This window comes from Streptomyces sp. NPDC014864, assembly GCF_043081525.1.
Classification (GTDB): domain Bacteria; phylum Actinomycetota; class Actinomycetes; order Streptomycetales; family Streptomycetaceae; genus Streptomyces.
The window spans coordinates 14,065-37,174 of the sequence record NZ_JBIBWT010000019.1; the positions used below are offsets into that span (position 1 = coordinate 14,065).

At 73.8% G+C, this 23,110-nt stretch carries 16 protein-coding genes; 7 read left to right on the top strand and 9 right to left on the bottom strand.

Going from position 1 to position 23,110, the window contains the following annotated elements; genetic code table 11:
- Positions 1-53 precede the first annotated feature (53 nt).
- Together ACF1A5_RS28090 and ACF1A5_RS28095 are read right to left on the bottom strand one after the other, a co-directional pair.
- Positions 54-1,934: a hypothetical protein gene (locus ACF1A5_RS28090; protein WP_392195661.1), complete on the bottom strand. Its 1,881-nt coding sequence runs from the start codon at positions 1,932-1,934 to the stop codon at positions 54-56.
- Between the two features lie 370 nt (positions 1,935-2,304).
- The gene (locus ACF1A5_RS28095) at positions 2,305-4,113 is read right to left on the bottom strand and encodes a serine hydrolase (RefSeq protein ID WP_392195662.1); all 1,809 of its coding nucleotides are present in this window, start codon (positions 4,111-4,113) and stop codon (positions 2,305-2,307) included.
- A 331-nt stretch (positions 4,114-4,444) separates the two neighbouring features.
- Here ACF1A5_RS28095 and ACF1A5_RS28100 point away from each other — a divergent pair, with 331 nt between their 5' ends.
- Entirely contained in the window at positions 4,445-5,944 is a 1,500-nt protein-coding gene (locus ACF1A5_RS28100; protein WP_392195663.1) for an acyl-CoA synthetase, read from the top strand.
- Positions 5,945-5,963: 19 nt separating this feature from the next.
- Here ACF1A5_RS28100 and paaK read toward each other — a convergent pair whose 3' ends face one another.
- Positions 5,964-7,259, bottom strand: coding sequence for a phenylacetate--CoA ligase PaaK (gene paaK, locus ACF1A5_RS28105; protein WP_392195664.1), 1,296 nt, complete (start codon positions 7,257-7,259; stop codon positions 5,964-5,966).
- A 196-nt stretch (positions 7,260-7,455) separates the two neighbouring features.
- Between paaK and ACF1A5_RS28110 the strand changes: the two genes are divergently transcribed.
- The 3 genes from ACF1A5_RS28110 to ACF1A5_RS28120 all read left to right on the top strand — a co-directional run bounded on the left by ACF1A5_RS28110 (position 7,456) and on the right by ACF1A5_RS28120 (position 9,223).
- Complete coding sequence (locus ACF1A5_RS28110) at positions 7,456-8,181, top strand: alpha/beta fold hydrolase (RefSeq protein WP_392195665.1); 726 nt, start codon at positions 7,456-7,458, stop codon at positions 8,179-8,181.
- A gap of 179 nt (positions 8,182-8,360) precedes the next feature.
- Entirely contained in the window at positions 8,361-8,603 is a 243-nt protein-coding gene (locus ACF1A5_RS28115) for a DUF397 domain-containing protein (protein ID WP_392195666.1), read from the top strand.
- A 122-nt stretch (positions 8,604-8,725) separates the two neighbouring features.
- Positions 8,726-9,223 carry a hypothetical protein gene (locus tag ACF1A5_RS28120; RefSeq protein WP_392195667.1) on the top strand — a complete coding sequence of 166 codons (498 nt, stop codon included), beginning with the start codon at positions 8,726-8,728 and terminating at the stop codon, positions 9,221-9,223.
- Positions 9,224-9,297: 74 nt separating this feature from the next.
- Here the strand turns inward: ACF1A5_RS28120 and ACF1A5_RS28125 are convergent, their stop codons facing one another.
- Positions 9,298-11,286: an N-acetylmuramoyl-L-alanine amidase gene (locus tag ACF1A5_RS28125; protein ID WP_392195668.1), complete on the bottom strand. Its 1,989-nt coding sequence runs from the start codon at positions 11,284-11,286 to the stop codon at positions 9,298-9,300.
- Between the two features lie 273 nt (positions 11,287-11,559).
- Complete coding sequence (locus ACF1A5_RS28130) at positions 11,560-12,702, bottom strand: aminoglycoside phosphotransferase family protein (protein WP_392195669.1); 1,143 nt, start codon at positions 12,700-12,702, stop codon at positions 11,560-11,562.
- A gap of 234 nt (positions 12,703-12,936) precedes the next feature.
- On the opposite strand from ACF1A5_RS28130, the gene ACF1A5_RS28135 reads away from it, so the two are divergent.
- The gene (locus ACF1A5_RS28135; RefSeq protein ID WP_392195670.1) at positions 12,937-14,427 is read left to right on the top strand and encodes a hypothetical protein; all 1,491 of its coding nucleotides are present in this window, start codon (positions 12,937-12,939) and stop codon (positions 14,425-14,427) included.
- Between the two features lie 77 nt (positions 14,428-14,504).
- Here ACF1A5_RS28135 and ACF1A5_RS28140 read toward each other — a convergent pair whose 3' ends face one another.
- Positions 14,505-15,932: a PP2C family protein-serine/threonine phosphatase gene (locus tag ACF1A5_RS28140; RefSeq protein ID WP_392195671.1), complete on the bottom strand. Its 1,428-nt coding sequence runs from the start codon at positions 15,930-15,932 to the stop codon at positions 14,505-14,507.
- Positions 15,933-16,346: 414 nt separating this feature from the next.
- Here ACF1A5_RS28140 and ACF1A5_RS28145 point away from each other — a divergent pair, with 414 nt between their 5' ends.
- Positions 16,347-16,760, top strand: coding sequence for an SsgA family sporulation/cell division regulator (locus ACF1A5_RS28145; RefSeq protein ID WP_392195672.1), 414 nt, complete (start codon positions 16,347-16,349; stop codon positions 16,758-16,760).
- Between the two features lie 102 nt (positions 16,761-16,862).
- Here the strand turns inward: ACF1A5_RS28145 and ACF1A5_RS28150 are convergent, their stop codons facing one another.
- A complete protein-coding gene (locus ACF1A5_RS28150; RefSeq protein ID WP_392195673.1) occupies positions 16,863-17,888 on the bottom strand; it encodes a Gfo/Idh/MocA family protein in 1,026 nt (341 codons plus the stop codon).
- A gap of 73 nt (positions 17,889-17,961) precedes the next feature.
- On the bottom strand, positions 17,962-19,062 hold the full coding sequence (locus ACF1A5_RS28155) for a chemotaxis protein (protein ID WP_392195674.1): 1,101 nt from the start codon (positions 19,060-19,062) through the stop codon (positions 17,962-17,964).
- Positions 19,063-19,507: 445 nt separating this feature from the next.
- Between ACF1A5_RS28155 and asnB the strand changes: the two genes are divergently transcribed.
- On the top strand, positions 19,508-21,349 hold the full coding sequence (gene asnB / locus ACF1A5_RS28160; RefSeq protein ID WP_392195675.1) for an asparagine synthase (glutamine-hydrolyzing): 1,842 nt from the start codon (positions 19,508-19,510) through the stop codon (positions 21,347-21,349).
- A gap of 15 nt (positions 21,350-21,364) precedes the next feature.
- Here the strand turns inward: asnB and ACF1A5_RS28165 are convergent, their stop codons facing one another.
- On the bottom strand, positions 21,365-22,957 hold the full coding sequence (locus ACF1A5_RS28165; protein ID WP_392195676.1) for an alpha/beta hydrolase: 1,593 nt from the start codon (positions 22,955-22,957) through the stop codon (positions 21,365-21,367).
- Between the last annotated feature and the right edge of the window lie 153 nt (positions 22,958-23,110).

Below are 23,110 nucleotides of genomic sequence, written 5' to 3' on the forward strand. Positions count from 1 at the left end.
GGTGGTACGGGTCCGCGCGTGCCGCGCGGACCTCGGGTTTCTCGTGTCGTTCGTCAGCCGGCCGCGGCGTGCCGCCACTCCCCGGCCGGGCCGTCGGCCACGACCAGCCGGATGGGCGCGCCGTCCGCGGGCAGGCACAGCGCAGGCGCGGCGACGGCCGAGGCGATCAGGCGGGGATCGTGGCCGGCGCTGAAGCGGCCCTCGGCGCCGAACGCGTCCCACGCGCCCTCCGCCCAGTGCGCCAGATGGGGCTCGCGCTGCAGGTCGTCCATCCAGGCCGGTTCGTCCACCACCGCCACGCACACGACGCCCTCGTAATGGCGGGCCGCGTGCAGTTCCTCCCGCCATTCCAGACGGTCGGGGCAGATCCGTACGGCCGCGCCGCGCCGCAGTACGCGGGGCGGGCGGGTGCGCGGATACGGGGGGCGGGATCCGACCACCAGGAGCACCCGGTGGCTGCCCGGCCGCCACAGGTGGCGCCAGGCGGACAGCTCCCGGGGGACGTGTTCGAGACCGGTGGCGAAGTCGTGCCGCAGGGGGTGGGGGCGCCAGGTGCCGAGGGTGCGTCCGGCGTCCGGCGCCGCCGACATCTCCGTCCGGTGCACGACCGGGTCGTGGTCGCCGGGCCGGTCGAGCGGGGCGTGGTCCCGGTAGCCGATCAGGCCGACCCGCAGGACGTCCTCGCCGCCCACCGCGTCCTCGACGGCGGTGACCACGGCCGCCGCCTCCTGCAGGCGCTCGTCCACCGCGGTGCCCCCGTCGCCTCGCGGTCCGGCGAGCTCCACCGCGACCACCAGGTCGACGGGCCGCGGCCGGGAGAGCTGCCGGGGGGTTCCCGAGGCCAGCGCGCTCCACGGGAACGCGTCCGGCTCGTGGTGGCCGTCGTAGCGCAGTTCGACGCGGTTGCGCCCGCGCAGGGCATAGCGCAGGACCGTGCGGGAGCCGGGCGGCAGTTCGAGCCGGTCGAGCCGCAGGGAACGCCAGCGGGAGGCCGGCTCGTCGAGTCCTGCGGCGACGACGGCGGCGACGCTCTCGCCGGTGGTCGCCCCGTGCGGCGGCGCCGTGACCGGCACGCGGACGACGGGCGCCGCGGCGCCGAGGTCGTCCGCGCGGCTGCCGGCCGGGAAGAGCGGCCGGCGCACCAGTCGGACCGTGCCCGAGCCGCCGTCGACCTGGGCGGCCGCCAGCCACACCGTGCGGCGCAGCGGCACCTCGGCGGCCAGGTCGTCCGGGGACGGCGGCCAGTGCGCGGACAGGCGCAGGCACAGCAGCGCACCCGTGTCCCTGCGCGCCTCCTCGGCGGCCTGTTCGACGGGTCCCCAGCCGGAGGCCCGCACCACCACCGCCAGTGGTCTGCCGTCGCGGGGGCTGACGCGCAGGAAGGTGTCCAGGGCCGCGCGCAGCGGTGCCGTGACGGCGGGCGCCACGGGGTCCGTCTCCGCGCCGCCCGCGAGCAGGAACAGCCGGCGCGGCCGGTCGTGGGGGAGTCCCGACGCGGCGGGCGCCAGCTCCGCCCACGAGGACTCGGCGAGCCGATGCACCTCGGGACCGGTGCCGGTCCCGTCGTAGGACAGCCGGCTCAGCCGCAGGCGTTCGCAGCCGATCTCCAGCACGTCCAGGGCCGGGAACGTCCCGGCGGCGAGGCGGGTGAGCAGCCAGCCCAGCCCGGCGCGCGAGAGGCGGGCGCGCTCCTGGGCGAGCACGTCGTGCCAGCCGCCCTGCAGGGCGTTGTCCGCGCGTGAGGAGTCGGCGTCGGCGACCATCTCCCGCACCCCCCGCAGGTCGGGCGGCGGGGGCGGGGCGCCGTCGCCCGTGCCGTCTTCCCCCACGGCTCCCGCGGCGCGCGCGGCGGGGCCCCCGGCCAGCAGATCCGCCACGCGGAGCGCGGCACGAAGGTCGGCCGCCCGGGTGTTCACCCCGATGTTCGACTGCACTGTTCCCCCACCCCCCGATGCGGTCACCGGTCCCTGTACCGGATGCCGGGCGACCGCGGCTGAGCATGAATCGGGCATGGAAAAGCCCCGGTGAAAGGCGGCCATGTCCGATCCCAGATCCCGGAGTCCCCACTCCGGTTGAGGCTTCACATTATCGCCCCGCTGAGCGGATGGAACCCTGATCGTGAGCTTTTGTTGCCGCTGCTGCCCACCGGATCTCTTTTCGAAAGAATTCGAAAGAAAGAGAGTGGAATAGCGTCGATATTGGTGCCTGAGTGACCCTCCAAAAGGCGTGCGCCAGTGGAAATTGCAAGAAGCTGACCGGGTGTGACCCTTCATGAGGGAGACGCCGGACGTGGTCCCGGGCCGCCTAGTCCCCGGAGGCCGCCCAGCCCGTCGCCTCGACGAGGGCGGCATCCCTCGGGCGGGAGTCGTCGAAGAGGACGCCGCCGCCCGCTTCGACGCGCAGGGCGTCGACATAGGCGCCGCGGCCCACGTACAGGCGGTCGGTCGTGCAGCGCCAGCGCAGGACCAGGCGGCGGTCGGCGGGGAGGGCGGCCGTCAGGCGGTGCCAGGCGCGGCCGGACCAGCCTGTGGCGGTGCCCGCGGGATGCTCCTCGGGCTCCTCGCCGGGGCGCACGGTCGTGAAGGGGACCGGCTGCCAGGTGGTGCCGCCGTCCGTCGTGCACTCCAGTGCCAGGACGTCCGAGACGGGCTCGGTGTCCCACCACAGGGCGCAGCGCAGCCGCGCGTCGCCGGCGGAGGTGTCGAGCGAGGGTAACGCGAGCGTCGCGTTCGTGGCGTTCGCCATCCCGGAGAACCAGGCGGTACGGCCCCGCACCGGATGGACCGGGACGGCGCGCGCCAGGTTGTTGCCGGCGGCGACCCGGGGAGCGGACCCCGAGCGCCAAGCACGCACCGGATGAACCGAGTTGCCGAGCACGATCAGGAACGAGTCGGTCGTCGGGTCGAGCACCAGCGAGGTGCCGGTGAACCCGGTGTGCCCCGCAGTGTGCGGCGTGGCCATCGCGCCCATGTACCAGTGCTGGTAGAGCTCGAAGCCGAGGCCGTGCTCGTCGCCGGGGAAGGCGGTGTTGAAGTCGGTGAACATCAGCTCCACCGACTCCGGCCGCAGGACGCGCGCCCGTCCGTAGGAGCCGCCGTTGAGCAGCGTGCGGCCCAGCACCGCGAGGTCCCACGCGCAGGAGAACACCCCCGCGTGCCCGGCGACACCGCCCAGGGAGAACGCGTTCTCGTCGTGGACCTCGCCCCACACGAGGCCCCGGTCCAGTCCCGACCACGGCGTACGGGCGTCCTCCGTGGCCGCGATCACCGGTCTCCAGGACGCGGGCGGGTTGTACCGCGTGCTGTCGAGCCCGAGCGGCCCGGTGACCTCCTCGTGCAGCAGTGTGTCCAGCGCCCGGCCGGTGATCCTCTCCAGCACCAGTTGCAGGGAGATCAGGTTCAGGTCCGAGTAGAGGTACGCGGTGCCGGGTGGGTTGAGCGGAGCCTCGTCGAGGACGAGCCGCACCCTCTCCTCGTACGTCGGCGCCTTGTACAGCGGCAGCCAGGCGCGGAATCCCGAGGTGTGGGTGAGAAGTTGGCGGACTGTCACGTCCTGCTTGCCCGCGTGGCCGAAGTCGGGCAGGTACGAGGCGACCCTGCCCTCCAGCTCCAGTGCGCCCCGCTCGATCTGCTGCACCGCCAGGATCGAGGTGAACAGCTTGGAGAGGGAGGCCAGGTCGAACACGGTGTCCCGGGTCATGGGGAGCTGCCGGTCGGCGGGGAACTCGACCCCGGTGTCGGTCGTCTCGTCGTACGCCGAGTAGCGCACCGCCATGCCGATCGGCTCGTGCAGCGCCACCGTGCCGCCGCGCCCCGCGAGCAGCACGGCGCCCGCGTACCACGGGTGCTTGGGGTAGGGGCCGAGGAACGCCTCGGCGTCGGTGACCAGTTGACGCAGGGAGGCGGCGAGCAGCCCGGCGCGCTCGGGCGAGCCGTGCCGCAGCGTGGGACGTCCGCCCGTCGCGGCCTTCGACGCCGTGCCGGGCGCCGCGTCGGCCGGACCCGCCGGCAGCGGCGCCAGGGCCAGCGCGCCACCCAACGCGATGGAAAGACGCCCCACGTGACGGCGGGTGAGTCCGCCCCTGTCACCGCTGCCCGCCGTGCCGTCGGTCATCCGGAGGCCTCCCGTCGCACCGCCTGAAAGTATCTTTCGTGACGTGCCCTGCGGGATGAAACTTTCGTGTCAGACGTGGTCCGTGTCAACGGGGCGTGCGCGCGTTTCCCGACCACCGCGCCCACCCGTCCGGCCGGCCGCCGACCCCACGAACCGTCGACTTCGTCCACCCGTACCGGAAGGACCGCACCCGCCCGGCGCGTCCGGGACCGCCCTCACCCGCGCGTCCGGGGCCGTCCTCGCCCCGCGCGTCCGGGGCCGCCCTCGTCCCGCGCGTCCGGGGCCGTGCCCCCCTTGACCTCGTCGCGTGGGCCGTCGAGGATCGCGTGGCATGACGCCAGGACACGGCAGCACCGTCGACGGGGTGCTGCGCCGCAGCGCCCGGCGCACACCGGCTCGCGTGGCCGTCGAGTACGGCGAGCGCGCCTGGACGTACGAGGAGCTCGACGACGCCGTCTCGCGCGCCGCGCGCGTCCTGCGGGACCAGGGACTCGCACCCGGCGACCGGGTCGGCGCCTTCGGGCACAACTCGGACGCCTACCTCATCGCCTTCCTCGCCTGCGCCCGGGCGGGCCTGGTCCACGTGCCGGTCAACCAGAACCTCACCGGCGACGACCTCGCCTACATCGTCGGCCAGTCCGGCGCCGCGCTCGTCCTGGCCGACCCGGATCTCGCCGGCCGGCTGCCCGGCGGCGTGCCGACGCTGCCGCTGCGCGACGCCGGCGACGCGCTGCTGAACCGGCTGCGCACCGCACCGCCGTACGACGGCCCCGAACCGCGCGCCGAGGACGTGGTGCAGCTGCTGTACACCTCGGGCACCACGGCGCTGCCCAAGGGCGCGATGATGACGCACCGGGCGCTGGTCCACGAGTACCTGAGCGCCATCACCGCCCTCGACCTGAGCGCGGGGGACCGGCCCGCGCACGCACTGCCGCTGTACCACTCGGCGCAGATGCACGTGTTCCTGCTGCCGTACCTGGCCGTGGGCGCGACGAACGTCGTCCTCGACGGCCCCGACGGCGACCGCCTGTTCGACCTGATCGAGGAGGGGCGCGCGGACAGCCTGTTCGCCCCGCCCACGGTGTGGATCGGCCTGGCGAATCGCCCCGACTTCCCCGCCCGCGACCTCGGCGGCCTGCGCAAGGCCTACTACGGGGCGTCGATCATGCCGGTCCCGGTCCTGGAGCGGCTCCGCGCCCGCCTGCCCGGCCTGGCCTTCTACAACTGCTTCGGGCAGAGCGAGATCGGCCCCCTGGCCATGGTGCTGGGGCCCGACGAGCACCAGGGCCGGCTGGACTCCTGCGGCCGGCCGGTGCTGTTCGTGGACGCCCGGGTGGTCGGCGAGGACGGCAAGGACGTGCCCGACGGCACACCCGGCGAGATCGTGTACCGCTCCCCGCAGTTGTGCGAGGGCTACTGGGACAAGCCCGAGGAGACCGCCGAGGCGTTCCGCGACGGCTGGTTCCACTCCGGGGACCTCGCGGTGCGCGACCCGCACGGGTACTACACGGTCGTGGACCGGGTGAAGGACGTCATCAACTCCGGTGGCGTGCTGGTGGCCTCCCGCCAGGTCGAGGACGCCCTTTACACGCACGACCAGGTCGCCGAGGCGGCCGTGGTCGGCCTCCCCGACGACCGGTGGATCGAGGCCGTCACCGCGTTCGTGGTCCCGCGCGGCGAGGTCACCGAGGCCGGGCTCGTCGCCCACGTCCGCGACCGGCTGCCCCACTTCAAGGCGCCCAAGCGGGTGGTGTTCGTCGACGAACTTCCGCGCAACGCCAGCGGGAAGATCCTCAAGCGGGAGCTGAGGGACCGGTTCGGCGGGCGGTAGGGCCCGCCGCCGGGCCGCGTCAGGGCCGCAGATCCACGATGCGCCGGATCTTGCCCACCGAACGCTCCAGGGACTCCGGTTCGACGACCTCCACCGCGACCGACACCCCGACGCCGTCCTTCACGGCGGCCGCGATCGTCCGTGCCGCGGCCTCGCGCACCTCGGGCCCGGCGTCGGGGCGGGCCTCGGCGCGCACCGTCAGGGCGTCCAGACGGTCCTCCCGGGTCAGCCGCAGCTGGAAGTGGGGCGCGACGCCCGGCGTGCGCAGCACGATCTCCTCGATCTGGGTGGGGAAGAGGTTCACCCCCCGCAGGATCACCATGTCGTCGCTGCGGCCGGTGATCTTCTCCATCCGGCGGAAGACCCGGGCGGTGCCGGGCAGCAGCCGCGTGAGGTCCCGCGTGCGGTAGCGGATGACCGGCATGGCCTCCTTGGTGAGCGAGCTGAACACCAGCTCCCCCTCCTCGCCCTCCGGAAGCACCTCGCCGGTGATCGGGTCGACCACCTCCGGGAAGAAGTGGTCCTCCCAGATGTGCAGGCCGTCCTTGGTCTCCACGCACTCCTGCGCGACGCCCGGCCCGATCACCTCCGACAGGCCGTAGATGTCGACCGCGTCTATCGCGAAGCGCCCCTCGATCTCCCGCCGCATCTCCTCCGTCCAGGGTTCGGCGCCGAAGACGCCGACGCGCAGGGAGGTGCCGCGCGGGTCGACGCCCTGCCGCTCGAACTCGTCGAGGAGCGTGAGCATGTACGACGGCGTCACCATGATGATCCCGGGCCGCAGGTCCTGGATCAGCCGGACCTGGCGGGCGGTCATGCCCCCGGAGGCCGGGACGACCGTGCAGCCCAGCCGCTCCGCGCCGTAGTGGGCGCCGAGCCCGCCGGTGAACAGGCCGTACCCGTACGCCACGTGCACGATGTCCCCGGGCCGGCCGCCCGCCGCGCGGATCGAGCGGGCCACCATGTCCGCCCACAGGGACAGGTCGTTGTCGGTGTAGCCGACGACCGTGGGGCGCCCGGTGGTGCCGCTGGAGGCGTGGATGCGGCGGACACGCTCACGGGGCACGGCGAACATGCCGTACGGGTAGTTGTCGCGCAGGTCCGCCTTGGTGGTGAACGGGAAGCGGGCGAGGTCGGCGAGCGAGCGGCAGTCGTCCGGGCGCACCCCGGCCCTGTCGAAGGACTCCCGGTAGAACGGCACGTTCTCGTAGGCGTGCCGCAGCGAGGCCCGCAGCCGCTCCAGCTGAAGTGCCCGCAGTCCCTCCGCGTCGAGCCGTTCCCCCGCGTCCAGCAGCTCCTTCGCGGCATCCGCCATCGGAAGTCTCCCTCGCCGAATGTGACAATCCAGGCGACCGATCATTCGGTCAGGTGCTGAGGATCAGTTATCCAGCCGCCCCGGCCCCAGGCAAGCCCCGAAGCCCCACTTTCTCGCCACGCGACCGGCGGCACGGCCGTTCTGCCCTCGGCAGAGCGGGCGCGGTGCGCGCGGTGCCCGCGGCTAGCGTGCCGGCATGGACATGGAGCCGCGCACCGTCGTCGCCAACGGCATCACGATCGCCTACCGCGTCTGGGGGCCCGAGGACGCCCCGCCCGTCCTGCTGCTGCACTGCCGCGGCGCCGACGGCGCGGACTGGGCGCCGGTCGCCGAACGGCTGGCCGCCGGGCCGGAGCCGCGCCGGGTGTACGCCCCGGACCTGCGCGGCCACGGCCGCAGCGACTGGCCGGGCAGCGCGCCAGGCGCGGGCCCCGAGGTGTACGCGTACGCCACCCTGCGCGACGACGTCCGGGCCTTCCTCGCCGTGCTCGGCATCGAGCGCGCCGACGTCGTGGGCCACTCGCTCGGCGGCGCGGTCGCCTACCTGCTCGCGCAGCACACGCCCGGTGCCGTACGGCGTCTCGTCCTGGAGGACGTGCCCGCGCCCGTGCCACTCGATCCGCCCCGGCCGCTCGCCGAACGCCCCGACGGCGACCTGCCGTTCGACTGGGTGATGGTGCGGGCCACCGACGAGCAGCGCAACGCCCCCGACCCCGCCTGGTGGGACGGCATGGCCCGGATCACCGCGCCGGTGCTGCTCGTCGCGGGCGGCCCGGACAGCCTGATCCCGCAGGACCAGATCGTCACCCTGGCCGGCCTGCTCCCCGACGCCCGGACGGTGACCGTCGACGCGGGGCACCTGGTGCACGCGACGCGGCCCGGGGAGTTCCTGGCGGCGGTCGGGCCCTTCCTGGCCGGCTGAGCACCGGCCCGGCCGCTCGGACCTCCGCCGCCACCTCCCGCGCCCGGTGGTGGTCCGTCTTTCCGCTCGGCGGGCGCCGGACCGCCGCGACTCCTGAAAGGCAGCCCTCACGTGGCCTGTCGGCGGTCGGACACGATCGCTAGGCTGGCCGCGGACGACGAGTCGGGAGGAGCACGGACGTGGCCGAGACCATCACCCAGCAGCACCCCCTCGCGGGATGGGACAAGCCGGAGCTGGACCTCAGCAACGCCGAGTGGCAGTCCAGCAGCCGTGGGCGGGGGGATGTCCAGATCGCCTTTGTCGAGGGATTCATCGCGATGCGCAACAGCGGTCGGCCGGAGAGTCCCTCCCTGATCTTCACGCCCGCGGAGTGGGGCGCGTTCGTGTCGGGAGCCCGGGAGGGCGAGTTCGACCTCACCTGACAGGGGCCGGCCGGGAGGAACGGCAGCGGGCCCGCCGGACCGGTCCGCCCCGGGGCGGATTCCCCTCCGGATGGTGGCCCACCGCACGTCGCGCCGCGGGCGGAGCCACGTACCATGGCCGCATGTCGTTCCTCCGTCGCCGCAGCGCCACGCCCGCCGGGCCCGACTTCGACGTCCTGGCCATGGACCCGGGCGACTGGCCCGGCAACCTCGGAGCCGGGCTGCTGCCCGCGCCCGACGGCACCTGCCAGGGCGTGTTCCTGCGCTACGACCTGTTCGGCGGCCGCGGGACCGCGATGATCATCGGCAACCTTCCCGAGGGCTCCCCGGCGCGTGAGGTTCCCGACGGCGAGGTCCCCTTCGAGGTGGCCCAGCTGCTGCTCGCCCTGGAGAACGACGAGGAGGTCACCGTCTCCGGCGTCGAGGACATGCCGGTGCTGCAGGGCGACAACCTCATGATCGTGCGCCGGCTGAAGCTCTCCGAAAGCCGGATCTCCTGCGTGCAGTTCGACCGCAGCGACGGCGTCCTGGTGACCATTGCCGCCTGGGACCGCCCGATCACCGACGACCTGTACGCCTTGCTCAAGCCGTTGCCCGCGGAGCTCTTCCAGCAGGGCTGACACCCGGCCCCGCGGTACCGGGTACGACGAGGGCCGGCCCCGCGGGGCCGGCCCTCGCCCGGTTCACGCGCCTCCTACGACCCCGACAGCGTCACCCGCACGTCCGCGGCCCGCACGAACGCCACCCGGTGACCGAACTGGATCTCGTAGTACAGGTCCTTGCCGACGACGACCCGGTGCGAGTCCGTGGTGAAGGTGACCGAGTAGTAGTACTCGCCGGGCACCTCGTCGCCGACCACGTACTTCTGGCCGGCGAGCAGCTGGTACGGCAGCGGTGACACGGACTGCGCGGGCACCCCCGCCGGGTAGGCCGCCGCCTCCGGGTAGGCCCGTCCGTACACCGGCACGCTGTCCACCCCGGCCCTGGGCGTCACCACGACACCGGCCGCGTCGACCGCCGTCGGCCGCTTCCCCGGGTTCTGGAACCAGGCCTTCTGGCCCAGGTACCAGATCGCCGTCCAGTCGCCCTGACGGTCGGCGACCGCGAACTGCTGACCCGTCTCGGCCCGCGAGCCCGTGTCGTTGACGTCGATCGTCGAGGCGCTGCCGTCCGGCCTCAGACCGATGTCCTTGATCAGCGGGGAGGCCGTGTCGGGCTGCGAGTACAGCCGCACCTCGCTGGAGCCGTGCGCCGGGCACGGGGTGCCGGAGCCGGAGCAGCCCGTGTACTGCGGCTGGTTGGCGGCGTAGTCCGGCCGGATCGTCACCAGCCCGCCGTTCTTGCCCGCGGTGGGCTCGAAGGGGTGGTCCAGCAGCTCGAAGTAGTGCCGCCAGTCCCAGAAGGGGCCCGGGTCGGTGTGCATGCCGGGGATGGTCGAGGTGGTCGGGCCCGGCACCGTGTCGTGGCCGAGGATGTGCTGCCGGTCCAGCGGGATGCGGTACGTCCCGGCGAGATACTTCACCAGCCGCGCCGAGGAACGGTACATCGCCTCCGTGTACCAGGCGTCCGGGGAGGCGAGGAAACCCTCGTGCTCCAGGCCGATCGACTCGGCGTTGACGTACCAGTTGCCCGCGTGCCATGCCACGTCCTTGGCCTTCACATGCTGGGCGATGTGCCCGTCGGTGGAGCGCAGCGTGTAGTTCCACGACACGTAAGTGGGGTCCTGGACCAGGTTGAGGACGCCGTCCCAGCGCCCCTCCGTGTCGTGCACCACGATGTACCGGATGCGCTGCGACGCGGGCCGGTCGCCCAGGTCGTGGTTGCCGTAGTCGTCGCTGCCGAACTGCTCGTACGGGGCCGGCACCCATTCGCAGGACACCGAGGACGGGCACTCCGTGCCGGCCGCGGAGACGTGTCGCAGGCCGGTCAGCCCCAACTGGGCCGCGTCCGGGGCCAGCCCCGGCCGGGCGGCCAGGACCATCAGCTGTCCGGCGTCCGTGGTGCGCCGCTCCCCGGACCGGATGACGGCGTACACGTCGTTCGCGTACGCCGCCGCCGTGGCGGTGTCGTCCGCGCCGGAGAACAGGGCCACCGCCCCGTACCACTCGGCGGGGTCCTCACTCAGCGGCTCGCCGAGCTCCTTCTGGGTGGCGGCCAGCAGTGCCGCGCCGCCCGCCACGTTCGCGGCCCCGTCGCCGCGCAGCCGCTCGGCGGGGATCCCGGTCAGTCGCGCGGCCCTGGTCAGAGTCTTGAGGCGGTCGGGCAGCACGGAGTCGTCGGGCACCTTCGTGACGGGGCGCAGGGCGGTGCGGGCGGCGTCGCCGCGCGCGTCCTCGGAGCCCTCGCTGTGGTGCGGAACCCGGCCGAGCGCGGTGCGCGCGTCCGTCAGGTGCATCGGGCCGTAGCCGCCGGTGACGCTCGCGGCGCCGCCGTGCGCGTCCCAGCGGGACTGGAGGTAGGAGACGCCCAGCAGCACGCTGAGCGGTACGTGGTACTCGGCGGCCGCGGTGTCGAACGCCCGTTGCAGCCTGCTGCCGTCGGACGCGCCGGGGCCGGTGGCGCCGGCGGAGGGCGCGGCGCCCAGCAGCGGCAGCAGCAGGGCCGCGGAGGCTACCGCGCCCGCGGTTCTGCGCGCGCGTCCGCGGCCCGGCACGGGTCTGGGGTCGGTGGCGGATCCTGGCAATGCAGCCTCCTGGGGCACGGGGGGTGGCGGGGCGTGCGGGGCCGGCGTGGGTCAGTGGTACCGGCTGTCCGACGATCCGTCAATCATGCCCACAGCAAGGCGATTTCCCATGTCAAGCGGGGTCCCGGCGAGTTTCGCCGCGACGCCCCGCGGGCCTGCGGGGCGTCAGTGGAGTACACCAATGGCCCCCTCCGGGACCCCGCCGAAAGCGGGACACGGCAAAGGTCCGCGGTGCGCCGCCCGTGGCGGGCGCCCCGCGGACCGTCGTCCCCGTCAGCGAGTGCCGACCGCCGCGCGCACGGCCCGCCGGGCCAGCTGGCAGTCGTCGTGCAGCCGCCGCAGCAGCAGCCGCTGTTCCTCGCCGGACGGCGCGGCACCCGGGTGGGCCGGGCCCGGCGCCGCCGGGGCCGCGTCGTGCATCGAGCGCTGCACGGCCGTCTCGTACGTGCGGATCTCACGGGTCAGCACGAGCATCAGGTTCACCAGGAAGGCGTCCCGCGCGGCGGGCCCCGCCGACTGCGCGAGCTGGCTGATCTGCCGCCGCGCCACCGGCGCGTCGCCGAGGACCGACCACAGCGTCGCCAGGTCGTAGCCCGGCAGGTACCAGCCCGCGTGCTCCCAGTCCACCAGCACTGGACCGGCCGGTGAGAGCAGGATGTTCGCGAGCAGTGCGTCGCCGTGGCAGAACTGGCCCATGCCCTGCCGGCCGGCCGCGTGCGCGATGCCGTGCAGCAGCTTCTGCAGGTCGCCCATGTCGCGGTCGGTGAGCAGCCCCAGCTCGTGGTACCGGGAGATGCGCGCCGCGTAGTCCAGCGGGGCGTCGAACGTGCCCGCCGGCGGGCGCCACGCGTTCAGCCGGCAGATCGCGCCGAGCGCCGCCCTGATGTCCGCCCGCGGCGGGGTCTCCGCCGGGTGCCGCTGGAGCGCCGCCACCCGGCCGGGCATCCGCTCGATCACCAGCGTGCAGTTGTCCGGGTCCGCCGCGATCAACCGGGGCACCCGCACCGGCGGGCGCTGCCGGACGAACGAGCGGTATGCCGCTATCTCGTGGCGGTAGCGCTCGGCCCAGGCGGGGGAGTGGTCGAGTAAGCACTTGGCGACGGCCGTGCTGCGCCCGGTCGTGCCGACCAGGAGCACGGACCGCCCGCTGCGGCGCAGCACCTGCACCGGAGAGAACTCCGGGCAGATGCGGTGCACCGAGGCGATCGCGGTGCGCAGCTGGGCGCCCTGGGGGCCGGACAAGTCGAGTCTCCCGCTGAGCGGTGGCGTGCCGAGCCCCGCGGGGCGCCGCGGCCGTCCCGCACCGAGTACGGGGGCCGGCCCCGGCCGGGCGGGGTCGATGTAGGGGCCGCCGGCGCCCGGGCGGGCGCGCAGCGGCCGGGGCGGGGCGGACACGGAGGACGATGCTGCGTACATGGGAGAGACAGATCCCTTCGTGTGCCTGCTGCTTCGGTGCGCGGCCCGGCCCGGACGCCCGGGTGCACCCTGGGGAATGTCCCTCGGCGACCGGGTCGGGGTGGCGCGTTCCTACCTGACACCTGACGCCCCGTGGCACACCATCTGGCGCACCCTGGCGAACCGTGGCGAATAGTCGCCCGGCAACTCTCGGCGGGTCTACTGTCAACTCAGCCGAGTACCTGGGGGCTTGACGTGAGCGGACAACCCAACACCCGCCTGGCGGACCTGTTCGGCCTGGCCGGCTGGTCCAAGGGCGAACTCGCGAGGCTGGTCAACCGGCAGGCGGCGGCCATGGGGCACCCCCAGCTGGCGACCGACACCTCCCGGGTGCGGCGTTGGATCGACATGGGAGAGATCCCGCGCGATCCGGTGCCGCGGGTGCTGGCGGCTCTGTTCACCGAGCGTCTCGGCCGTGTCGTGACCATCGAGGACCTTGGTCTGGTACGGCACGGGCGTGCGGGGAAACGGCAGGGCGACGGGAATGCGGAACATCCCGACGGAGTGCCGTGGGCGCCCGAGCGGACCGCCGCGGTCCTCACCGAATTCACGGGAATGGACCTCATGCTCAACCGACGCGGCTTGGTGGGCGCGGGCGCCGCGCTCGCCGCGGGATCCGCACTCAGCAGCGCCATGCACGACTGGCTGCACACCGATCCGGCACTCACGGCAGACGCCCCGAAACTCGACCATCCCCTGCACGCCGACCCCGCTGGGTTCGACCGCTACGAGGCCGCCCCCATCGGGTCGCAGGAGATCGAGGAACTGGAACGCTCGGTCGAGGTGTTCCGGGCCTGGGACGCGGCCCGCGGGGGCGGGCTGCAACGCAAGGCCGTGGTGGGCCAGCTCAACGAGGTGGGCGGAATGCTCGCCTACCGTCACCCACCGCACCTCCAGCGGCGCCTGTGGGGCGTCGCCGCCAACCTGGCCGTCCTCGCGGGCTGGATGTCCCACGACGTCGGCCTGGAGCCCACGGCCCAGAAGTACTTCGTCATCGCCGCCCATGCCGCGCGCGAGGGCGGCGACCGGCCGCGGGCCGGCGAGGCGCTCTCCCGCGCCGCGCGCCAGATGGTGCACCTGGGCCGGCCGGACGACGCGCTGGACCTGATGAAGCTCGCCCGGTCCGGCTCGGGCGACGAGGTGCTTCCGCGCACGCGGGCGATGCTCTACACCATCGAGGCCTGGGCACAGGCCTCCATGGGCAAGGGCCAGGCCATGCGCCGCACCCTCGGCCAGGCGGAGGACCTCTTCGTCTCCGACAAGAGCGACGTGCCGCCGCCGAGCTGGATGCAGACCTTCAAGGAGGAGGACCTGCTGGGGATGCAGGCCCTCGCCTACCGCACGCTGGCCGAGCACGAGCCCGCCGCGGCCGCGCACGCCCAGTACTACGCGGACAAGGCCCTGGCCCTGCGCAACGACGGCCGGCAGCGGTCGAAGATCTTCGACTTCCTGTCCATGGCCTCCGCCTGCTTCATCGCCGACGACCCGGAACAGGCGGACCGGTACGCGCGACTGGCCCTGGTGTCGATGGGGTCCAACTCCTCCCACCGCACCTGGGACCGGCTGCGCGAGATGTACCGGCTCACCGCCCAGTACTCCGGCTACCCGAAGATCCACGAGCTGCGGGAGGAGATCCGGCAGGCGCTGCCCAGGGCGAAGGGCAAGGGCAGCGGCGCTCAGGTGTAGCGCCCGGGTACGGGAGGGCAGCGCACGGGTACGGACGTGCGGCGCGCGAGCGGGAGCACCTGCTGCCCGTTCGTGGCTCAGGCGATCCGGGCGGCGAGCACGCAGGCGTCGTCCTCGCGCTCGTTCTCGCCGAACTCCTCCACGACGGTCCGTACACAGTCCTGCGCGGTGCGCGCCTCGCCGAGTCTCGGGGCGAGTCCGAGCAGTCGCCGCACGGTGGCGGGTCCGGCGCGCCGCGGCCCCAGGCCGTCGGTGTGCAGCAGGAGCAGGTCGCCCGCCTTCAGGGTCTCCTCGGCCTGCCCGTACACGGCCGACGAGGTGGCGCCGAGCAGCACGCCGTCCGGTGCGTCCAGCACGCGTCCCGTCCCGTCGCGGAACAGCAGCGGGGCGGGGTGGCCCGCCTGGGCCCACACCAGGGTCCGGGTGGCGGGCCGGTAGCGGCAGCAGACGGCACTGCCCAGGGCGGGCTGCGCGGTGGCGTCCAGCAACTGGTTGAGCAGGGCCATGAGCCGGCCGGGTCCGGTGCCCGCCATGGCCATGCCCCGCAGGGCGCCGAGGAGCATCGCCATCCCCGAGGTCACGGTCGGCCCGTGCCCGGTCAGGTCGCCCACGCTGAGCAGGGTGTCGCCGTCGGACAGCTCCAGCGCGTCGTACCAGTCGCCGCCGATCAGTGTGCTGGTCGACGCCGGGAGGTAGTGGGCCGCGAGATCCACACCGGGGTGCCCCCGGTGCGGTGGCCGCGCGGAGCCGCGCCACGGCGGCAGCACGGCCTCCTGGAACTCGACCGCGAGCCGGTGCTCGGTCTGCGCGCGGTGCCGGTGGTGCTGGAGCGAGTCGCGGGTCTCGCGTTCCGTCCGCTGGCTGCGGCGCAGTTCGCTGACGTCGCGCAGCACGGCCCACATCGCGTCGGTGCCGCCGTCGGCGCCGAGCACCGGCTCGCCCATCATGTGCACGGTGCGCAGCGCGCCGTCGGGCCGCACGACTCGGAACTCCCCGTCGATGGGCTTGGCGTCCACCAGGCAGTCCGTGACCATGACGGTGAGCCGGGGCCGGTCCGCGTCGAGCACCAGGGAGGGCAGTTCGTCGAGGGTGAGGGGCGGGGTCGCGGGGTCCCGGCCGAGGATCTGGTAGAGCTCGCCGGACCAGATGGCCTCGTCCGTCAGCAGGTTCCACTCGGCGCTGCCGACCCGGCCGAGCGGTTCACCGTGCGGCGGTTTGCCCGGCGCGGCGGGGGTCGGAGCCTCCGCCCCGGCGGAGGCGGCCACCGGGAGCGGCCCGTCCCGCAGTTGGGCCAAGTGCTCGTCGAGATCGTTGAGCTGATGCAGGGCCAGATCGCACAGCGCGCGCTCCCAGCGGCCCCGCGGGTCCGATCCGTCGTCCTGCGCGTCCCGCCGCACGGCGTCCACGTCCCCCTTGAGGCGGCGCGCCTGCGATATGAGGGCGTCGACCGAGCCGCGTCCGGGCGGCTGCGCGGGTGGGTGGTCCGCGGAGAGGTGGGACGGCATGACGCACTCCGAAGGGACGGGTCGGCCAAGGCGGCGGGAGGGACCGTTACGACTGTTGCACAGCCCGCGACGCCCCGTAAGGGATTTGGCAACACCCGATACGGTGGTGCTTCTGGCATATGCCACAGTCTCCCCGGCCTCATCGACCGCCCCCTTTTCGCTACCCGCCCCGTCGGTCAAGTCGTAGGCGGCCTACGTGATTTGAGGGGTCGTGTGGGGTTTCCGGTGCGCGTTCAGGCGGGTGTTCGACGGCACTGTGTTCCCTTCTGGTTCGCAGTGCGGCATCCGAGCCCGGGAGGGTGACGCAGGTCACAGCAATTGGGTCGGGCGGAGGCGTAATGCAAACGGCTCCTGCGGACTCCTAACAGCACACGGCACAGCCGGCCGACCTCCGACCCGCAGGGGAGACCGACCATGGACGTCACGCTCGAACAGCCCGCCCGCGCCCGCCTGATCACCGCGGACGAGCAGGCGCTCCCCGTGCCCGTCACACTGCGCTACGCCTGCGCGGACCCGCTGGCCGTGCACCTGGACTTCCCGCCGGAGGTCTGTCTCGACGGCGGCCCGGTCTCCTGGACCTTCTCCCGGGCCCTGCTGGCGGAGGGGCTCGGGCAGCCCGCCGGAGCCGGGGACGTGCACCTGTGGCCCTGCGGAGGCGGCCGTACGGTACTGGAGCTGCACTCGACGTCCGGCCTGGCCCTGCTCCAGTTCGAGACGGCGGCGCTGCGCCGCTTCCTGCTGCGCAGCTACGCCGTGGTCGCGGACGGCGAGGAGGACGTGACCGCCGAGGTCGACCGCGGGCTGAACGCCCTGTTCGGTGCCGTGTGAGCGGTTCGGGGCGCGAGCGCGGCCCCTGAGCGGGCTCCGGCGCACGACTCGGCGGCCCCCCAGGGTGCGCCGGTCGTGCCGGGCCGGGCGCGCCGGCGGCGGTCAGTGGCCGGGCACGGCGTACAGGCCGGGGCGCGGGGCGAGTTCGACCGTCGCGCGCCGTCCGTCGTCCAGCGCCCGGACACCCGCCTCGGCCACGACCGACGCGGCGTAGCCGTCCCACGCGCTCGGGCCGGTGACGCGCCCCCGCCGCGTGGCGTCGACCCAGGCCCGCACCTCGCGGTCGTAGGCGTCGGCGAACCGCACCAGGTAGTCCTGCGGTACGTCCTTGCCGGCGCCGCCCCGGGCGGTGACGACCATGGCGTGGTCCTCGCCGATCCGGGCGCTCCCCGCCTCGCAGACCGCCTCGCAGCGCACCTGGTAGCCGAAGCCGCAGTTGACGAAGACCTCTACGTCCACCAGCGCGCCGCGCTCGGTCTCGAACAACACGAACTGCGGGTCCGCCAGGCCCTCGGGCGCGCCCGCCGACGGCGCGGGACGCAGCACGGTCACGGCGGTCAGCTCCTGGCCGAGCAGCCAGCGGGCCGCGTCGATCTCGTGCGAGACGGAGCTGTTGATCAGCATGGCGCTGGTGAAGTGGTCCGGCGACGACACGTTGCGGTGCGTGCAGTGCAGCATCAGCGGCCGGCCCAGCCGTCCGCCGTCCAGCAGGGACTTCAGGCGGCCGTACTCGGCGTCGTAGCGGCGCATGAAGCCGATCTGCGCCAGCCGCCGCCCGAGCCGCGCCTCCGCCTCCACCACGCGCAGGGCCCCCGCCGAGTCCGGCACCATCGGCTTCTCGCACAGCACCGGCAGCCCACGCGCGAAGGCCGCGAGCAGCGCCTCCTCGTGCGCGGGGCCCGGCGACGCGATCAGTACGGCCTCGACGCCGGGCGCGTCCAGGGCGGCCACAGCGTCCGTGTGCGCCGAGGCCCCCTCGATGCCGCCCAGAGCCTCCTCGGCCCGGGCCGTGTCGGGGTCGGCGACGGCGGCCACCCTGGCCCCGCTGACCACCCGGTGCAGCCGTCGTACGTGATCGGCCCCCATCCGCCCGGCACCCAGCACCGCCACGCCCAGCAGGTCACCCACGTGCGCACTCCCCTGTCCGCCGACTGTCCCGCCGTAGCGTAGGACCTCGGCGCGGGCGGCCGCCCGGGTGCCCTCAGTAGCGCAGCACTCCGGCGATCCCCTGCGCGTCGCCCAGGGTGCCGTCCGGCATGAAGCGGACCTCGGCCCCGGTCTCCAGGCACCGCTCGACGATCTCGTCCACGATGTCCTCGCGGGCCTTCGGGTCGCCGCTGTCGGCGGGCACCAGATGGTCGCCCAAGTCGTCGCGCACCCGCACGCGGAAGTTCTCCTCGACGGCCAGCAGCCCCACGCGGCCCTCCCGGGCGTTCTGCCAGATCTCGTCGACGCCCGCGGCGTACTCCTTGCGCCCGCGGGCGCTCTCCAGCTCCCGGGCCACGGCCGCGGCGCTCTCCCGGGCCTCCGCCTCCTGGACCGGCCGGATCACCCGCCACACGGCCTCGCGGTTGCCGTGCGCCAGCCCCCCGTGCGGAACGTGCACCGCGTCCCGCGCGACGCTGCCGACGTCGTCGAGGACGGTCAGTGCCTCCTTCTCGCCGGTCACGTACACCGGGCGCGGATGCTCGCGCAGGAGCGCGCCCAGTGCGCCGTCCGCCTCGCGCAGGAACTGGCGGGTGTCCTGGTCGCGGAAGGTGCTCGGCGCGTCGCCGATCTGCTCCTGTCGCTCGGCGTCGAAGTTCTCGGCGAGATCCCTGGTGAGCGGGAAGCCGCCGATGCGCTCCTCCGTGACCCGGCCGGAACCGCCGCTCCACAGCGTCACGCGGTCGGCCGAGACCGACAGCACCCAGAACGGGCGCTCGGCGCTCTGCGCGGAGACCAGGTTGCGGGTCAGGAAGGTGTCCGAGAGCACCACGCGCTCCGGCACGGTGCGGGCCAGCGACCACACCTGGTGCTCGCCCGGGGCGGCGAAGATCGCCAGCCCGTCCTCGGCGAAGGCGAGGTCCACCTCGGAGAGGGCCTGGTCGAGCTGCCGGACGACATCGGTGCGCCGCTCCCGGCTGATCGCCGGGTCGGCCTCCAGCTGCTTCTTGGCCTCGGCCACGACGTTGCGCAGCCGGACCGGATCCTGGGTGTTGTCCGGCTCGCGGCGGTGGGTCGGCGTGAGCACCGACACCGCGGGGTAGGGACGCGGACGCCGCAGCTGGGCGAGGGTGGCGGGACTCAGATCGTGCTCCATGACAGCACCATAGGACCGATTCGCGGATCAGGCATTCGGGGCAATTCGATTCGCCGCGCGGGGTGGTGCGGTGTTATGGGCGGTGCCGTGCGGGGCCGGTGCGCGGGGTGGCCCGGTGCCCGTGACGGGCGGGTTCCCGTACCGACGGGAGGCCGTCAACCTCACACGGGCACAGGGAGGTTGAGGAAGTCTTTACCCATGGCCGAAATCCCCGCGGGCCGCCCCGGTGCGCGGCCCCGCGCCGTCTGTCCCGGAGGCAAAACGCGGCCGAAACTGCCGGGGTCGCCTCTCCCGGCCGGGTTACCTCCGCGTTGACCGCTCCCGCGCCGGTGATCCACGCTCATGGTCCAGATGCTCGATACAACCGGTTCGCCGGGCCCCGGCCCCCGCCGTGTCCACGCAGGTGAGCGGCCCCACCGGCGAGCGGGACGGCGGGAGGTCGGACATGTGCGGCATCACCGGCTGGGTCTCCTACGACCGCGACCTGCGCACCGAGGCCGCGGCCCTGCACGCGATGACGGAGACGATGGCCTGCCGCGGCCCCGACGACCGCGGCGTCTGGACCCACGGACCCGCCGCGCTCGGCCACCGCAGGCTCGCCGTGATCGACCTGCCCGGCGGCCGCCAGCCGATGACCGCGGGCACCCCCGACGGCACGGTCGCCCTCGTCTACTCGGGCGAGAGCTACAACTTCACCGAACTGCGCCGCGAACTCACCGCGCACGGCCACCGCTTCGGCACCGACTCCGACACCGAGGTCGTCCTGCACGGCTACCTCGCATGGGGCGACGCCGTCGCCGAACGCCTCAACGGCATGTACGCCTTCGCCGTCTGGGACGGCCGCCACGACCGGCTCGTCATGGTCCGCGACCGCATGGGCATCAAGCCCTTCTACTACCACCCCACCCCCGACGGCGTCCTCTTCGGCTCCGAGCCCAAGGCGATCCTCGCCAACCCGCTGGCCCGCCCCCGGGTGCGTCTGGACGGCCTGCGCGAGCTGTTCACCTTCGTCAAGACGCCGGGCCACGCCGTGTGGGACGGGATGCGCGAGGTCGAGCCCGGCACCGTCGTCACCGTGGACCGCACGGGTGTGCGCACCCGCGCCTACTGGCGGCTGGAGACCCGGCCCCACCCCGACGACCGGGCCACGACGATCGCCACCGTCCGCTCCCTCCTGGACGACATCGTGCGCCGCCAGTTGGTCGCCGACGTACCGCGCTGCACCCTGCTCTCCGGCGGCCTGGACTCCTCCGCCCTGACGGCCCTCGCCGCCCGGCAACTCGCCGAGGACGGCGAGCGGGTGCGCAGTTTCGCCGTCGACTTCGCGGGCCGGACCGACCACTTCGTCGCCGACGACCTGCGCGGCACCCCGGACGCGCCGTTCGTGCACGACGTGGCGCGCGCGTCGGACACCGACCACCAGGACATCGTGCTCGACGCGCACACCCTCGCCGACCCGGCGATCCGGGAGAAGGTGATCCGGGCCCGCGACGTGCCGATGGGCTTCGGCGACATGGACGCCTCGCTCTACCTGCTGTTCCGCAGCGTCCGTGACCACTCCACCGTCGCCCTGTCCGGCGAGTCCGCCGACGAGGTCTTCGGCGGCTATCTGCAGTTCTTCGACGAGAACGCCCGCCGCTCCGACACCTTCCCCTGGCTGGTGCGGTACGCCCGGGACTTCGGCGAGGACACCGAGGTCCTGCGTCCCGACCTCACCCGGGCCCTGGACCTCGGCGGATACATTGCCGACGGCTACCGCACCGCCGTGTCCGGCATCGACCGCCTGGACGGCGAGAGCGACTTCGAGTACCGGATGCGGCGGATCTGCCACCTCCACCTCACCCGCTTCGTACGCGCCCTGCTGGACCGCAAGGACCGCATGAGCATGGCGGTCGGCCTGGAGGTCAGGGTGCCCTTCTGCGACCACCGGCTGGTCGAGTACGTCTACAACGCCCCCTGGTCCCTGAAGTCGTTCGACGGCCGGGAGAAGAGCCTGCTAAGGGAGGCGACGGCGGACCTGCTGCCGAAGTCCGTGTACGACAGGGTCAAGAGCCCCTATCCGTCCACCCAGGACCCCAAGTACGCGGTCGCCCTCCAGGACCACGTCAAGGACCTGCTCGCCCGGCCCGGCCATCCGGTCTTCGACCTCGTCGACCGGGAGCGGGTGCGCCGGGCCGCGCACCACGACGCCCCGGTGAGCACCCAGGCGGCGCGACGCGGCCTGGAGAAGACCCTCGACCTGGCCCTCTGGCTGGACCTGTACCGGCCGGAGATCGTCGCCGGCTGACCCCCGCCCCCTGCCTCACCCGCCCGTCCCCGTCGCCCGATTTGCCGGGCAGGAGCTGCCGCTGGGCGGCAGGGAGCCGTACAGCAGGAAGTCGTTCACCTTGCGGTGCACGCACTTGGAGGACCCGTATCCGGTGTGCCCGTCGCCCTTGTTGTCGAGGACCACGGCCGACGGGCCGAGCCGCTTCGCGGTCTCCACGGTCCAGCGGTACGGCGTGGCCGGGTCGCCCCGCGTGCCGACCAGGAGCATCTTCGCGGTGTCGACGTCCTTCACCTTCTCGCGGATGTAGTCGGTGCCCCGGGGACGGCCGAAGCACATGAGCAGTTCCGTGAGCCGGTACGTGCCGAAGACCGGCGAGGCCTCCTGGTACTCGGCGCGCAGCCTGCCGAGGTCCGCGGTGATCTGCCCGGCACTCGGCCGGTCGGGGTCGTCGGCGCAGTTGATCGCCATCATCGCGGCCGCGAGGTTGTCCAGCGGGACCTCGGCCGGATCGGCCAGTCCGCCGTCGTGCCGCTGCGTCCGCCGCCCCCTCGGCAGGGCGACACCGCCGGGGGAGAACGCCTCGATCGCGCGGGTGTCACCGTCCTCGATCAGCGAGGCCACGGCCCGCTCCAGCGACGGCCACATCTGCCTGCTGTAGAGCGCCTGTCCGATCGCGGCGACGAGTTCCTGGCCGGACAGCCGGCCGCCGGAACCCGTCAGCACGGGGTTCTCGTCGAGCGAGCGGACGAGCTGCAGTACCAGGCCGCCCGCCCGCCGCCGGTCCTGCCCGAAGGGACAGGCGACGTCCTGCACGCACCAGCCGAGGAAGTCGTCCAGCGCCGTCTGCTGCCCCTCGGCGGCCACCCTGCCCTGCTCGGCGAGTGGCTCGGTCAGGGTGTCCACCCCGTCCAGCGCCAGCCGTCCCACCTTGCCCGGGTACTCGGCCGCGTACACCGCGCCGAGCCTGCTGCCGTAGGAGAAACCCAGGTAGTTCAGCTTCCTGTCGCCGAGCGCCTGCCGTATGACGTCCAGGTCCCGCGCGGCGTCCACGGTGCCTATGTGGGGCAGGACCGGGCCGGAGTGCTGCGCGCACGCGGCCGCGACCTTCCGCCAACGCTCCAGGGTCGCCCGGGGATCGCGCAGGTCCAGGGCGCCCTCCGCGTCGGACGTGGCCGGATCGGCGCCCGCTCCGCAGCTGACCGGGGAGGACCGGCCCACGCCCCGCGGGTCGAAGGAGACCACGTCGTAGCCGTTGGTCAGGTCCATGAACTCCTTGCCGTCCGTCGCGAGGGCCGTGACGCCCGAGCCGCCGGGCCCGCCGAAGTTCAACACCACCGAGCCCCGCGAGGGCCCGGTCGCGCGGTAGCGGGCGAGGGCCAGCTCGAGGGTGCCGCCCTGCGGCCGGGCGTAGTCGAGAGGGACGGTGACCCTGCCGCACTGCAGGTCCTCCGGCAGACCCGCCTCGCACGCCCCCCATGTCACGTGCTGCCGGTAGAACCGGGCCGGATCGGGCCGCCCGTCGCCCGCGGCCGCCGCCGGAAGTCCCGCCCCGAGCAGGGCCAGTGCCACGAGCCCCACGCCCGCGCCGCGCCGGCCCGTGGCTCGCCTCGACAGCTTGGCCTGCATCGATGCCTCCAGGGACGCTCCGCTGCGGACCGGGATCCACGCTCCTGCTCACCTTAAGCGGGCCCCCTGGGCCGCGCCTCCCGGAGATCGACGTCGACGACCGTCGCCGGGGCCGGTTCCGGCGAGCGGCACGGGCGGGCGGTCCGGGCGACC

Bases quoted from the DNA above. Each gene is read 5' to 3' on its own strand.
- ACF1A5_RS28095 (WP_392195662.1), bottom strand. From the start codon at position 4,113: ATGACCGACGGCACGGCGGGCAGCGGTGACAGGGGCGGACTCACCCGC.
- ACF1A5_RS28100 (WP_392195663.1), top strand. From the start codon at position 4,445: ATGACGCCAGGACACGGCAGCACCGTCGACGGGGTGCTGCGCCGCAGC.
- paaK (WP_392195664.1), bottom strand. From the start codon at position 7,259: ATGGCGGATGCCGCGAAGGAGCTGCTGGACGCGGGGGAACGGCTCGAC.
- ACF1A5_RS28110 (WP_392195665.1), top strand. From the start codon at position 7,456: ATGGACATGGAGCCGCGCACCGTCGTCGCCAACGGCATCACGATCGCC.
- ACF1A5_RS28120 (WP_392195667.1), top strand. From the start codon at position 8,726: ATGTCGTTCCTCCGTCGCCGCAGCGCCACGCCCGCCGGGCCCGACTTC.
- ACF1A5_RS28130 (WP_392195669.1), bottom strand. From the start codon at position 12,702: ATGTACGCAGCATCGTCCTCCGTGTCCGCCCCGCCCCGGCCGCTGCGC.
- ACF1A5_RS28140 (WP_392195671.1), bottom strand. From the start codon at position 15,932: ATGCCGTCCCACCTCTCCGCGGACCACCCACCCGCGCAGCCGCCCGGA.
- ACF1A5_RS28145 (WP_392195672.1), top strand. From the start codon at position 16,347: ATGGACGTCACGCTCGAACAGCCCGCCCGCGCCCGCCTGATCACCGCG.
- ACF1A5_RS28155 (WP_392195674.1), bottom strand. From the start codon at position 19,062: ATGGAGCACGATCTGAGTCCCGCCACCCTCGCCCAGCTGCGGCGTCCG.
- asnB (WP_392195675.1), top strand. From the start codon at position 19,508: ATGTGCGGCATCACCGGCTGGGTCTCCTACGACCGCGACCTGCGCACC.
- ACF1A5_RS28165 (WP_392195676.1), bottom strand. From the start codon at position 22,957: ATGCAGGCCAAGCTGTCGAGGCGAGCCACGGGCCGGCGCGGCGCGGGC.